Raw genomic sequence first — 14,381 nt, forward strand, 5'->3', positions numbered from 1 at the left:
ACCTTAACTATTTGCCTTAGCCATCATTTCTCTTCTTTTATTCACTAAAAATGTAGCTACATGAATCCCCTTACTTCCTCTACCAAAACCTGCATCAACACCTTGTTTTACTGCGATTTCTGGTGTCACTTGTGTTCCTCCACAAGCTATTATTATTTTATCTCTTATTCCTTTTTCCACAGCGTATTCATGTAATTTTCTCATATTTTTATAATGAATGTCATCGTGACTTATTATAGTTGATGCAAGTATAGCATCAGCATTTAACTCTATAGCTGCATCTACAAGCTTTTCCACTGGACAAGATGTTCCAAGATATTCAACTTCTATACCCCATTTTTCTATACCTCCATGCTTAATATCTATAACTTCACGAAGTCCTACTGAATGTTCATCTTCTCCAACTGTTGCTGCTACAACCTTCATAGGTCTTTTCTCTATTTCTTCCCAAAGTTCTTCATCACTCATTATTTCAGGCTCTGGAGGTATCTTTAATTTACTTATATCCACATCAACATCTAGTTTACCTTTTAATTGTACTCTTGTTCCTTCTGATGGATGCATAATTTCAAGATGTATAACTTCAGGATCTTTAAGATTCATTTTTTTAGCGAATTCTATAGCTGCAAATTCAGCTACTCTCTTACTAGTCGGTAAAAACAACTCAACTTGTACAGTTCCATCAGCAAGCCATTCTACCTCGGGCTTAATAAAATTCGAATTTCTATACTTTTCATTTTCATCTAAACGCATATATACATTATCATTTTCATCCAATTCATCTATATAAACTATTTTTTCTGGTTTTTCAAATGTAGAACCTCCAATTAAACTCGATGGATTATTGACTGCATTTTCATCATATTGAGCAACATTATTATATCCATAATGAGCAGTTACAGGTGCCATATAATCTTCATCTCTTTCAAACACAGTGCCTGCACCTATGCCTCCATTTATTTTCCTTACTATACCATCTCCATTTCTCTCAGGATACATACCTGAATCTACAAAAAATCCCTGCTCAACCGCTTCAAAATATCCCCCTACTTCAAGTATCTCTTCCATGTAAAGAACTGCTCTTTCTTTTAATTCTCTGACTTTCTCAGGTAAATAGCCCTCTTTTTTAAGTTCAACCATTTCAAGTAATCCGTCAAGTCCTACTAATGTCTGCTTAGCTGTATCACAAGCCTCTATATTATACATATGCCATGGCACATTTCTTCCTTCATCAGGAGTAATAGTTGATTGAATATCAGCTCTTGTTAACTTTGAAATCATCATGTTCATAACATGAGTTACCGTAGCTTCTCTTGATGAAGATGTTATATATTTTGTATTTTGTTGTGCTCTCATTTTATATTCATCAAATAAATCTCTAAGTGCAACAGCATACGGAAGATCATATTTTATACAAGGTACAGGTGAGGCTGAAGGCGGCACAGTTGAAAGACAAATGTTTTCTTTTTTCATACCAACCTTATACGAAAAAATAGAATTTATAGCGTGTTGAACCATAAGTTCTGGCATAACTTTCCACGCATCTCTTGCAGTTGCATTTGCATTATGAGCACCATCTATTTGAGCAATTTCTGCCCATACCATAATCTTTTTAGATTCTGCTGCATCAACAAAAGATCTTACCATATTTATATTCCTATATAAAACATTATACTGAGGATCTTGATGAGCTCCATTTACTCCTTCCTCTGCAAACATTACAGCTATATCTGGACCAGCTACTCCAGATACATACGAATGGTAATTTATTGGTCTTCCTACCTCTTCTTCTATAAGATCTAATGCCTTTCTTTGAGCTCTAACTTGTTTTCTTGTTACAGGAATACCTCCTATACCTTGAGGAGTTCCTTCTATAAGTCCATCATAATGAGATTGTCCTGCAGTTCTAATAACCATTATATGATCCGCACCATGCCATGCAGCCATTCTCATTCTTCTAATATCATCTTCAAATCTACCTGAAGCAATTTCTGTAGTAATTGTTTCTTTAGGTTGAGGATCTAAATTTTCAAAATACTGAACAGCAGCAGGAATACCCACAGAATTTTTAAGTGGTGTAGAACAATCTGAATACTTATGTCCACCCATTTCAATTTCCTGACTTTCTCTCCAAGTCCAGCCCCTTCTTTTAGGTCTATAATTTTCTAAATTATTAAGTATATTTCTTATGTCTAGCTTTTCGTTTGGATTTAATTTTTCCATTTTTCTTTCCCCCCTTAGCTTTTTATACCGTCATATCAGCATTTTCTCTTTTAAATACTTCTACCGCATAATCCCAATGTTTACCTTCTATCATTTCAAGCCCTGCTTGTCTTATAGGAATATTCTTATCTTTAGAAATCCTATAAACAATATGACCTACTCCTTTGCTTATCAATCCTCTGTCTATTGCACCTTCAACTAGAGGCTTTGCTTCTAAACTTGAAAAGCCCATTCTAAGCAAAATAGAACGCTCTATTGATGGTGTTGTATGAGTTTTAGCAATTTCTAACATTGGTTCTACAATTTTTTCAGCAAGCTCCCAAAATCTATTGTAAAGTTCCTTATCTGATAAATTAGCTAAATGCTTCCTTCTTTCATTAAAATCATCTGCTCTTTTCAAAATTTACACCCCCAAATTTTGTTGTACATATTTAACATTAAGATCATTTAATACTTCTTTTACAAACTCCTCATTTGATTTAGTATCTTTAATTAAAAATTCTAAATCTTCATAATTTATATTAGTTACTTTTGTTTTTTCTACACAATTTTTAATATAAGATTTTTTGATATTGTTTAAATCAATATCTCTCGCTTTTATAAGAGACGGATGCTCTGGCAATATTATATTTTTGCCTGGTATTTCATCTTCTGGATTACCAAATTTTATTTCAATTCCATTTTCTCTTGCAAATGTAAGTTGCGGCTGAATATGTTTTCCCGCTCCTGTATATTCAGTTTCTTGAACAACAATTATCTTATTTTCATCAAGTTCCTGTGCAAGTGCAAAACCAGCAGCAAGTGATGTATTTCCAGCAGGTCCTCTTTCAAGACCTTCAAGCTGTGCTAAAGCTTCAGTTATATAAAACACCTCTCCTTGATTTACCGTTACATACCTATCCATATATCTCAAAGGTCTTGCAGCTGATCTTGGAACATCAGATCTATCTGGCCAAGTACAAAATGGTATTCCAAATCCAGTATGACCCGTTGTAAACGATTTCTTGTTAAACTGAATATCCGAAGCCATGTGAAGTCCTTTTAAATTAACACTTGCTCCAACCACTTTAGTATTAATTGCTCCAGCTTTTATAAGTCCTCTTGCTGTACCTGTTAAATTTCCTCCCCCTGCATTTGTACAAACTACAACATCAGGATCTCTTCCTTCCTTTTCCCTAAACTGCATAGCAATTTCATATCCAAGCACCTCAACCCCAGCAATTCCAAAAGGAGTATAAAGTGATGCATTAAAATATCCTGTTTCTTCAAGCAATCTTAAAAATATATAAAAAAGCTCAGGACCAACTGTAAGTTGAACAACTTCAGCACCATACGATTCACATTTTCTAGCCTTTTCTATAATTTCTGGCTGGCCTTTGCCTTTACTATCATAACATTCTTGAACAATTATACATTTAAGCCCATGCATAGCAGCTTGAGATGCAACAGCTGCACCATAATTGCCACTTGTTGCAGCAATTACTCCTTTATAACCTAATTTTTTAGCATGATATACAGCATTTGCAGCACGTCTTGCCTTAAAACTCCCCGATGGATTAGATGCTTCATCTTTAATAAATATTCTTGCACCTTTTCCTTTTGGAGATAATCTTCTAGCAAGTTTAGTTAAATTTTTAAGTTCAATTATAGGTGTATTTCCAACAGATACATCTCTTTGAATTTTTTGCATCTCATCTAGTGTATATCCTGTTTCTCTCATCATCTTTTCGTAGTCAAAAGCAATTGATCCCGATTCAAATTTTTCATAATCTATACCTACTGCATTTTTCATTATTTCATTTTTTCTAGACATTACTCCCAAGTAACTTATATCTTCACTCACGGTCTTCACCTCCAAATACAATCTCTCTTAATTGAAGACCTATTTTTAAAAGTTCTGGTACACATTTTCCGTAATTATGCTTATAATACGGATTTACATCTATAAGTCTTCCCCTTACTATTCTCCCTGTCATAGTTGTGATTTCAACTTCACTATCTATCAAAGCATCATGATTTATAAATCCCTTTACCCACATTTCAAGTGGAACTTCTTTTGTATCATCAGGAACTTGCGGAGCTCTTTCTTTTGGATTTAATACAATATTATGGATTAAAACCCAATCTCCCTTTTTTGCGTCCATTAAAACCCCTCCTAGTCACAACAACATTCACATTCTCTTATTTCAATCAAATCTCTCATATCTCCCATAATAGCTCTTGGAACTGGAATATCAAGCATAGTTTTAAGTCCTGGTCTTGCATTTATAACATGAGGAATACTATTTACACACATAGCTATAGTTCCTATTCCTCCTGGAATTTCAGGTTTTATTTGAAGTGTTATATTTGGATTTCCTTTAATCCATATGTAATCTCCAGTATCTACACCTTCAAGATGAGGAAGTATCTGTTGTGGATGTTCCATTTCAATTTTAACTTCCCCGTTTACATATCCATATCCACATTGACGACACCCTGCAACATTTCCAGCTTCCACTTTAGCATACTTACTTTCTCTATACACATTTGATACTATTGCTTCTCTAGTTTGTTCTACTTTTTCTAAATCCCATCCTATTCCATCTGTAATCATTTTTATTGACTCAGGAAATCCTACATGACCAGCAATAGAACCATCTTCTACACCTTTATTAAACTCATCAACTGTAACTCCAACACCTTGTTCCACCATAACAGCATGACCAAATGGAGATAAATCGTTTACTCTTACAGCTTTAATATGTTCTACATTTTCGCAAGTTCCAGTTAATGCAAGTATTAGCAAATCAAGTACAAACCCCGGATTAATTCCTGTTCCAAGTACTGAAACTCCATTTTCTTTTGCTATTTCATCTATTTTTTTAGCAAGCTCTGCTTCTTGTGCATATGGATATGCCATTTCTTCTGCAGTTGAAATTACATTCATTTTTCTTTCAAGAATAAATTTTATTTTTTCAAAAGCTCCTTTAGTAAAAGAGTCCGTAGCGAGTAAAACCACATCTGCACACTTTTCCGTAAAAACTTCTTCTGGATTTGATTTTATAATTACTTCTTCTCTATCCCCTCTTTCTAAACCTAACACTTCATACATATCTTTTCCAACTCTAGCTTTATTTCTATCACAAATAGCTACTATTTCTACTCCCTTTTTATTTAAAAGCATGTTAGCCATTCCACTTCCCATGGCTCCAAATCCCCAAATTCCAATTTTAATATTCTCCATCATCAACCCCCCTTAATTTAGTTATTTTTTTATAATTTACACAAGCAATATCTATACCAATTTTCAACTTTACAAATACATTTTTTTCTAAGTAAAAACAAATATTTATTTTTACTTACTTATTTGATTATTAAATTTAAAAATAATCTTTTATATAAAATGTTTATTTTTTATTCCAAGTTAAAAAAAGCAAAAATATTTGCATGTATGCGCAAATATTTTTGCTTTTCAATTACTTTATATTGTACTTTTTCATTTTATGTTGAAGAGTTTGTCTTTTAATTCCAAGCTGTTTTGCTGCTCTAGTTACGTTTTTCTCGTTGTTATACAGAGCTTTTTTAATGAATTTTATTTCTATATTTTTCAAAGTTTCACTCAAACTGAAATTTTCTGATATTTCTATATTTTCATCATCAATTTCACCATTACAATTTATATTTAAATAATTATGAGATAAAACATGTTCATCATCTATCATACTCATAGCAGAATATATAACATTTTCCAACTCTCTTATATTTCCAAACCAATTATAATTTAATAATATTTCTTTTGATTTTTCAGACAACATCCAAACATTTTTATTCAATATTTCATTATATTTCTCAATAAAATGTTGTGCAAGAATTAATATATCTTCTTTTCTTTTTCTAAGAGGTGGTATGTTTATCGATATTACATTTAACCTATAATATAAATCTTTTCTAAATTTATTCTCTTGTAAAAGTTTTAAAGGTTCTTCATTTGTTGTTGCTATTATCCTAACATCTACTGGAATATCCTTAATTCCCCCTACTCGTCTTACATAGCCTTCTTGAAGTACTCTTAAAAGTTTCGCTTGAAGAGTTATTGGCATCGAATTTATTTCATCTAATAAAAGCGTTCCTCCATTTGCCTGTTCAAATAATCCAGCCCTATCCACAGCCCCTGTAAAACCTCCTTTTGATGTTCCAAATAAAATTCCCTCAAGAAGACTTTCTGGAAGTGCAGCACAGTTTTGTGCTATAAATGGTTTATCTTTTCTATCACTTCCATAATGAATACTTTGGCTAAATAATTCTTTTCCAGTTCCAGTTTCTCCATAAATAAGAACTGATGCAGGCGTTTTACATGCTTTTCTTGCAAGAGCTATGGCTTTTTTAAGATTATCACTCTTTCCAACAATATTATCAAATGTATACTTTTTTAATTTATTTTTCATTGTCTGCTTAGGTGATAATTTTTCCCTATGAAGCTTTAGTATAGTATCTGAAAGTTCTTTTATCTTAGTTATATTTTTCGATATTTCAATTGCTCCTAATATTTCACCCTTATTTAATATTGGTATTGTAGTATTTATAGTTGTAATTTCTTTCCCATACTTATTTAAATAAGTTTGTTTTTTATTTTCTATAATTTCTCCACTTTCTAAAACTCTTAAAAGTGTACTACTTTCTTTATCTAAACTTTCAAATATATCTAACAGTTTTTTATTTAAAACATCTTTTTCATTCATTCCTTCAAGATCTGCCATGGATTTGTTATAAATTATAGTATTTCCATCTTTATCTATAACATGAATTCCATCATCTATATGATGCAAAATTTTTTGCATCAATTTTAAATAATCTTTAGTTTTCATATATCGCCCCCCTAATTTTTTTAAAAAAATAAAGTCGGATAAATCTACCCAACTTTATTTTATAAAATTCTTTTAAACATTGTAAACATAATTCCAGTTTATTATAACCCTAATCAAATCACTAATTATGCTGATGTGCTAGCTTGATGTGAAACATAATGTTTTGCTTGAGTTTTATAATATCGTGCATAATCTCCATTTTTATCCATAAGTTCTTGATGAGAACCCGTTTCATGTATTGTATTATTTTTTATAAAAATAATTTGATCAGCAATATTAGCACAAGTTAATCTATGCGAGATATAAATAACCATTTTATCCGAAGCAATTTCTTTAAAACTGCTCAACAATTCATCTTCTGCTATAGGATCAAGTGCAGAAGATGGTTCATCAAGTATAATTATTTCTGAATCTCTAAATAAAGCCCTAGCTAAAGCAATCTTTTGATTTTCTCCACCTGATAAAATTACACCATCTTCATAAAATATCTTATCTAAATTAGTATTTATTCCATTTGGTAAAGAATTAACTTTATTCCATATTTTAGCTTTATCTAAAGCAGATATAATTTTTTCATCAATTTCTTTTGAATTTTCCTTATATTTATCTAGTGCTACATTCTCTGCAACTGTAAAAGAAAAATATTTAAAATCCTGAAAAACAATACTAAAATTGTTTCTATATTCCTTATAATTTATTTTATTTATTGGAATATCATTAAGATATATATTCCCTTTAGAAGGTTCATATAATCTTGCAATTAAATTTATTAATGTAGTTTTTCCAGCACCATTTTCACCAACAATTACATAAATTTTTCCAGATTCAAAAGTAAAGTTCACATTTTCTAAAATATTTAATTTTGAATTTGGATATGCAAAGCTAACATTTTCAAGTCTAATTTTTTGTATCTTATTAAGTTTTACCTTATCAAAACATAAAGATATATTATCATTCTCAATATTACTTTCTAATTCCATAAAACTTCTATAAGAATCTATGTATTTTCCATTTATAGTTAGTTTTGTAAAAAAACTCATAAAATTTAATATTGCATTTGATAATTGTGATGTAGCATTAAAATATTGAGTAAAACCACCTATAGTAATTTCATGCTTAAAAGTTTTCCAAGCTAAAAATAAATAAATACCATTAGTTTTAATATTTTCAAAAAAAATATTTATAATTTTTATAGACAAACTTCTAGAATACAGTTTTTTAAGTCTTACTTTTAAACTCTTTAAAGTTTTATAGTATTTATTCATCAACCAATTTGAAAAACCAAACATACGCATTTCTTTAGCATGAGTTTTATTCCCCATAATTCCAATATAATAATTTAACACTCTAGTTAAATAAATATTTTCTTCTCTTTGATTAAGAATCCAATTCTCATTTTTAATATTAAGAAATATAGATAACAACGAAAAAATAACTATCACAAATAAAAGCCTACTATCTGCTGTAATTACAATTAATGATGTTGATATAATAACCACAATACTTGTAATACAATTAAAAAAACTATTAATTAAATTCATTCCTATTCCTTTATGCACTATGTCTTTTGCAAGAGCAATTTTTTGATGAGTATCTGGTAAATCTAACTGTGCCATATCCAAACTCACTATTTTTTTATTTATAGTAAGTAAAAAATGCATTGCATACAAATGCCCATTTATATTTATATATCTTTCTTTAATAAATGAAGATATCAACGAAACCATAAGTTGTAATAATATATAAATCAATACATATATAATAATTTTTTTAAAATCATTTCCCTTTATTAACTCGTCTATAATAAATTTAGGTAAAATTATATGAATAAGAGGTGATATTCCATCAATTAACGCCACAACAGCTTGACCAATTACGTATGATTTACTAAAATCCATTACATATTTCAAAAAATATAAATTATTTTTTAAATGCTTTATAATTTTCATAATTACTCCCTTTATTCCTCAAAATATTTTTCGCTCAAATATATTTCAAAAATAATACTTCAACTTTTATTAAATTTAATAAAAGTTGAAGTATTAACTTTACAATAATTTAATCAATTTTACTATTCACAACCACAACCACAACCTGCTCCTCCATAACAATAAGTTCCAGCAGTTGGTTGTTCTGAAGAACAACCACAGCCACAACCAACACCATTTGTACAACCTGTATTGTTTGGTGCAGGATATCCTGGACAACCACAACCTATACCATTTGTACAGCCACAACCACAACCTGTACCAGTATTTAACTCACCTTCTACTCTCAATCCTTCACGCAAAATTTTCATAATTCACCTCCTTTCTCTTTCCTATGTTTTAAAATTTACAAATTACACATACTGAATTATTAACTGTTCTATTTCTTTTTCATGAAATTTAGCATTACATTCATATTTTTCCCCATGAACTCTACCATTAACACACCTACCACCATAACATATAGGTAAAATTTTACATTTCTTGCATTCATCATTAAGTTCTGTTTTTTTCCCTACCCAATTAGCATGTTTTTCTTCATCAATTTTCATAAATCCATCCTTAGTAATAAAACCAATTCTATTTAACTCATCATCTAAAGCTAAAGTGCATTTAAGAACAGTTCCATCGTAATCAATTACGAAATTATTATGTTTTGTAGCATAACAAACCCTACTAAATGGTCTAGTCATCATGTCTACTACATCATTTTTTATATTCAACTCTTTAATAATTTTAGCTATATTAATTGTAGAATTTGAAACTTCTTCACTTTCAAGTATATTAAGTTTATCATCATTTTTACCACCGAGTTTTTTTATACCTTCAAAATATACACTAAATCTATCATCAAATGTATTTTTAATAAATTCATAAAACTCTTTTGCCCTTGCAAATACTTCTTTATTAAAATTAGTTCTTATTGTTACTTTAAAATCATAATCTGTACTGGCCATATATTTAAGATTTTCAATAATCCTATTCCAACTTCCCTTTCTATCAGCACTTATTCTATATTTATCATGAGTATCTTTAAACCCATCAATTGTAATTTGATAATATTTGCAATTCAAAGATATCAATTTTTCAAATCTTTTAGGAAATATTAATGCACCATTTGTTGTAGCACTTACATGTAAAATAGAATTATTTTTTTCACATATATATTTCACTTTTTCAAGAAAGCTTGATATCTTATTATATTCAACAAAAGGTTCTCCTCCAAAAAGAGAAATTGCAACAGTTGAATATCGTTTACTTTGAAGAGAATTCTTAATAAAATTCAATAAAGCATCATAAACTTCTTCCGTCATCGGCTTGTCCTCATGTTCTTCATAACAATATATACATCTTAAATTACATTGACGTGTTACTATAAGAGTTAAAACCAAAGTCGTATTTCTCACTATATCTCGTTCATAACAATATTTCACAAATTCATATTCATCTTTTTTTAAATCTACAAGTATCCCTCTCTTATAAAAAAAGTTAATCATTTCATCGTCAATATCATAATCAATTTCATCTTGATTTATAATTTTTTTTAATTTTAATATATTGGTTTCAGAATGAATCGATATAATTGCTCCTGTTAAAGAATTAAATACTAAATAAGTTCCATCATCTTTCGGAATAAAAAAACTATAATAACTTTTTTTTAATACTTTATTAGCCATAACCATACTCCTCTTTTAACATTTTTATCATTAAATTCATATATAATTCAATTCGCCCTCTCAAACATTATACATCATTTGGTTTATATTTACAAATTCATGCAAAAAAGTCGCTATTTTCTAGTATCATGTTGTTTTTTACAAATCGATACTAAAAATAACGACCTTAATCTATAATTAATTTCTCTTAATACAAAGGAAACTGATATGTAAGCTCTTTTACAATATTTCCTGCTTTTTCAATTTCTCCTTTACTTATAACTAAATCTATAACTTCTGCTATTACTTTCATTTCTTTTTCTTTCATACCTCTCGTTGTAACAGCTGGAGTACCTATTCTTACTCCACTAGTTACAAAAGGACTTTCAGGATCAAATGGTATTGCGTTTTTATTAACAGTTATATGAGCTTCATCCAATCTTTTTTCAGCTTCTTTACCAGTTATATTTTTATTCCTTAAATCTAAAAGCATTAAATGATTATCAGTTCCATTGGTAACTAAATTAAATCCTCTACTCATTAATTCCCCAGCTAAAGCTTTACTATTTTTAATTATTTGCTCTTGATAAACTTTAAAATCATCACTTAATGCTTCTTTAAAGCTAACAGCTTTAGCTGCTATTATATGTTCAAGTGGTCCTCCTTGTATTCCTGGAAATATCGCCTTATCTATTTTTTGAGCATACTTTTTCTTACATAATATAAATCCACCTCTTGGACCTCTTAATGTTTTATGTGTAGTACTAGTTACAAAATCAGCTACTTCACATGGATTTTGATGAAGACCACAAGCTACAAGTCCAGCTATATGAGCCATATCTACCATTAGCATTGCTCCAACTTCATCTGCTATTTCTTTAAATTTTCTAAAATCAATTTCTCTTGGATATGCACTAGCTCCTGAAACAATAAGTTTAGGTTTAACTTCATGAGCAATTTTTCTAACCTGTTCATAATCTATCCTTCCATCATCAGCAGATACACCATATTCAAAAAATCTAAAATATTTTCCAGATATATTTACAGGTGAACCATGTGTTAGATGTCCTCCTTGAGATAAATTCATCCCCATTACTTTATCCCCTGGATTTAAAACTGCAAAATAAACTCCTAAATTAGCATTTGCCCCTGAATGTGGTTGTACATTTGCATGTTCTGCTTTAAATATTTTTTTAAGTCTTTCTATTGCTAAATTTTCAATCACATCTATATTTTCACAACCACCATAATATCTTTTACCTGAATATCCTTCTGCATACTTATTTGTAAGATGACTTCCCATGGCTTCCATCACTGCAAGAGATACAAAATTTTCAGACGCAATAAGTTCTATATTTGTATTTTGTCTTTCAATTTCTCTTTTAAGCGCTTCATATACATCCTTATCTACATTCATCAAATTACTAAAATCCATATTCTTTCCTCCCTTTTATAAATTTACTTCTCTCTATAATATATTACTAATTTTATCACCAATATTACTTTATATTTTTTTATTAATAACTTTTTAATTTTTTACACATATTCAAATAATTTCTGATATAATTTCTTAGTACTCAAATATAAGGAGGTGTTTTTTATGACATTATCCGAAAAAAAAGGAATACTTAGAATTGCTCTCTATGCTGGTGAAATAATGCTTAAAAATGGAGCAGAAATATATAGAGTTGAAGATACAATCAGTAGAATATGCAAATCAAAAAACATAAAACATGTTAATTCATTTGTAACTCCTACGGGAATATTTGTATCAGACGACAGAATGGATGGCATAAGTTTTATAAAAAGAGTAAAATTTAGAAGTATAGACTTAAATAAAGTTTCTCAAGTAAATGATTTTTCAAGAGAATTTGTAACTTCCGAAATATCTTTAAAAGATGCTCTAATTAAACTAAAAAAAATAGATAAAGCAAATAAATATAAATTATTAACTAGAGTATTTTGCACAGGTATTACTGCTGGATTTTTTTCTTTAATGTTTGGAGGAAAATTATTCGATTTTATTGCAGCTTTTATAATATCTATTATTTCTATAACTGCTGGAGATAAAATAGGAGAGATTGGCGAAACTCAATTTTTAGCAACAATCACTTCATCTTCAATAATAGGATTTCTCGCTATATTGTTTACTAAAATAGGATTTGGAAAAAGTCTTGATATGATAATAGTCGGCTCTATAATGCCATTAGTTCCTGGAGTATCTTTAACTAATGGTCTCAGAGATTTCATATCTGGAGATTTAATTGCTGGAATTGCAAAAATATTTGAAGCAATTTTTATAGCTATATGTATAGCTGTAGGAATAGGTATTATATTCAAATTATGGATAAATGTGTTTGGAGGTGTTTTATAATTGCCTTTATATCTTCATTTTATATATTCTTTCATGGCTACAATTGGTTTTTCAATAATTTTTAACGTACCTAAAAAATCTCTTTTTTATGCAAGTATTACAGGAAGTATAGGTTGGACTTTATATATTTATATGAGTAATATTACATCTTCTGCTCCTCTATCAAATTTTATAAGTGCAACAGTAATAGGAATTTTAGGAGAAATATTCGCAAGAATTGATAAGAAACCCGTTACAGTATTTATTATTCCTGGAATAGTACCTTTAGTTCCAGGTTATGGAATGTACTTAACAATGTTAAACATTATAAATAATAATTTCTATAAAGCTGCCAAAATCGGCAGTGATACAATATTTGTAGCAGGAGCTATTGCCATGGGTATAATACTTGTATCTTCAACTGCTAAAGTTATTAAAAAAAGAAAAATACAAAATGCTGCTAGTAAAATATAGCAGCATTTTATTATTTTTGATTTATAACATTAGTTATAATAGGAATATATTCTTCACTCTTTTTAAGTCTTGGTTCATATACTTTTATTATCACAAAAGCCATAACCATAAAGCCAAATCCTATAATAGCACTCATAGTTTCTATATTTTTATTATAGTTTATAAATTTAAGAATTTTATCACTTACAATAATCCCCACAAGAAGCATAAATAAAGGTATTACATAAGCTATAATAGCAGCTTTTAAAACATTAGGTGCATTAATATCTACTTCAACAAAATCTCCAATATTAGCATCTGCTTTGTTTAAAGCTTCTATTGTTATATCTTTACTTTCTCCACTTCCCATTCCACATGCTCCACAACTTGCACACGCAGAATGTCTCTGAATTTTTAATATAGCCATATTCTCATTTTTATCTACAACTACACCTGTTTGTCTCACACTTATCACCTACTTCATAAATTTAAGCATAGTTTTTATAAGTTCATCAATTACTTTGTCTTTTTCTTCTTCACTTGAATTATCTATAGTTTTTTTAACACATCCCTTTACATGATTTTCAAGTATTATCCCTCCAACTTTATCTATCGCTGAACGAACTGCTGCTATTTGTATAAGTATATCTACACAATACTTTTCCTCATTTACCATTTTCTGAATTCCTTTTACTTGTCCTTCTATTCTTCTAAGTCTTTTGATTATAGCTTCTTTATCCATTTTAGCTTTATTTTGTAATTCATTCATAAACAAACTTCCTTTCATTGATTTATCCCCTCAAAATACCTTATCCCTGTATATTATTAATTTTAATTATACTTTTATAAGTATTAAAATGTC

The 14,381-nt window shown here is 29.3% G+C and carries 14 protein-coding genes; 2 read left to right on the forward strand and 12 right to left on the reverse strand.

The window, feature by feature from the left end:
* Positions 1-3: 3 nt before the first annotated feature.
* The 10 genes from oraE to BUA19_RS04690 all read right to left on the reverse strand — a co-directional run bounded on the left by oraE (position 4) and on the right by BUA19_RS04690 (position 12,148).
* Positions 4-2,223 (reverse strand): D-ornithine 4,5-aminomutase subunit OraE, encoded by a 2,220-nt coding sequence (oraE, locus tag BUA19_RS04645; RefSeq protein ID WP_072724184.1) that lies wholly within the window; start codon positions 2,221-2,223, stop codon positions 4-6.
* Positions 2,224-2,245: 22 nt separating this feature from the next.
* Positions 2,246-2,623 (reverse strand): ornithine aminomutase subunit alpha, encoded by a 378-nt coding sequence (locus BUA19_RS04650; protein WP_084601944.1) that lies wholly within the window; start codon positions 2,621-2,623, stop codon positions 2,246-2,248.
* 3 nt (positions 2,624-2,626) lie between these two features.
* Entirely contained in the window at positions 2,627-4,036 is a 1,410-nt protein-coding gene (gene ortB, locus BUA19_RS04655) for a 2-amino-4-oxopentanoate thiolase subunit OrtB (RefSeq protein WP_143145375.1), read from the reverse strand.
* Positions 4,037-4,058: 22 nt separating this feature from the next.
* Complete coding sequence (ortA, locus tag BUA19_RS04660; RefSeq protein WP_072724190.1) at positions 4,059-4,367, reverse strand: 2-amino-4-oxopentanoate thiolase subunit OrtA; 309 nt, start codon at positions 4,365-4,367, stop codon at positions 4,059-4,061.
* An 11-nt stretch (positions 4,368-4,378) separates the two neighbouring features.
* On the reverse strand, positions 4,379-5,449 hold the full coding sequence (gene ord / locus BUA19_RS04665; protein ID WP_072724192.1) for a 2,4-diaminopentanoate dehydrogenase: 1,071 nt from the start codon (positions 5,447-5,449) through the stop codon (positions 4,379-4,381).
* Positions 5,450-5,681: 232 nt separating this feature from the next.
* Entirely contained in the window at positions 5,682-7,070 is a 1,389-nt protein-coding gene (locus BUA19_RS04670) for a sigma-54 interaction domain-containing protein (RefSeq protein WP_072724194.1), read from the reverse strand.
* A gap of 125 nt (positions 7,071-7,195) precedes the next feature.
* The gene (locus tag BUA19_RS04675) at positions 7,196-9,019 is read right to left on the reverse strand and encodes an ABC transporter ATP-binding protein (protein ID WP_072724196.1); all 1,824 of its coding nucleotides are present in this window, start codon (positions 9,017-9,019) and stop codon (positions 7,196-7,198) included.
* A gap of 122 nt (positions 9,020-9,141) precedes the next feature.
* Positions 9,142-9,369 carry a hypothetical protein gene (locus BUA19_RS04680; protein WP_072724198.1) on the reverse strand — a complete coding sequence of 76 codons (228 nt, stop codon included), beginning with the start codon at positions 9,367-9,369 and terminating at the stop codon, positions 9,142-9,144.
* 42 nt (positions 9,370-9,411) lie between these two features.
* Positions 9,412-10,734: a radical SAM/SPASM domain-containing protein gene (locus BUA19_RS04685; protein ID WP_072724200.1), complete on the reverse strand. Its 1,323-nt coding sequence runs from the start codon at positions 10,732-10,734 to the stop codon at positions 9,412-9,414.
* 187 nt (positions 10,735-10,921) lie between these two features.
* The gene (locus BUA19_RS04690; RefSeq protein WP_072724202.1) at positions 10,922-12,148 is read right to left on the reverse strand and encodes a serine hydroxymethyltransferase; all 1,227 of its coding nucleotides are present in this window, start codon (positions 12,146-12,148) and stop codon (positions 10,922-10,924) included.
* 165 nt (positions 12,149-12,313) lie between these two features.
* On the opposite strand from BUA19_RS04690, the gene BUA19_RS04695 reads away from it, so the two are divergent.
* Together BUA19_RS04695 and BUA19_RS04700 are read left to right on the forward strand one after the other, a co-directional pair.
* Positions 12,314-13,087 (forward strand): threonine/serine exporter family protein, encoded by a 774-nt coding sequence (locus tag BUA19_RS04695; RefSeq protein ID WP_072724204.1) that lies wholly within the window; start codon positions 12,314-12,316, stop codon positions 13,085-13,087.
* Complete coding sequence (locus BUA19_RS04700) at positions 13,088-13,540, forward strand: threonine/serine exporter family protein (RefSeq protein ID WP_072724206.1); 453 nt, start codon at positions 13,088-13,090, stop codon at positions 13,538-13,540.
* A gap of 10 nt (positions 13,541-13,550) precedes the next feature.
* Here the strand turns inward: BUA19_RS04700 and BUA19_RS04705 are convergent, their stop codons facing one another.
* Together BUA19_RS04705 and BUA19_RS04710 are read right to left on the reverse strand one after the other, a co-directional pair.
* Entirely contained in the window at positions 13,551-13,985 is a 435-nt protein-coding gene (locus BUA19_RS04705; RefSeq protein WP_072724208.1) for a SoxR reducing system RseC family protein, read from the reverse strand.
* A 9-nt stretch (positions 13,986-13,994) separates the two neighbouring features.
* Entirely contained in the window at positions 13,995-14,306 is a 312-nt protein-coding gene (locus BUA19_RS04710; protein ID WP_242939240.1) for a metal-sensitive transcriptional regulator, read from the reverse strand.
* Positions 14,307-14,381 lie beyond the last annotated feature (75 nt).

Origin of the sequence: Tepidibacter thalassicus DSM 15285 (assembly GCF_900129915.1) — a bacterium.
Classification (GTDB): domain Bacteria; phylum Bacillota; class Clostridia; order Peptostreptococcales; family Peptostreptococcaceae; genus Tepidibacter; species Tepidibacter thalassicus.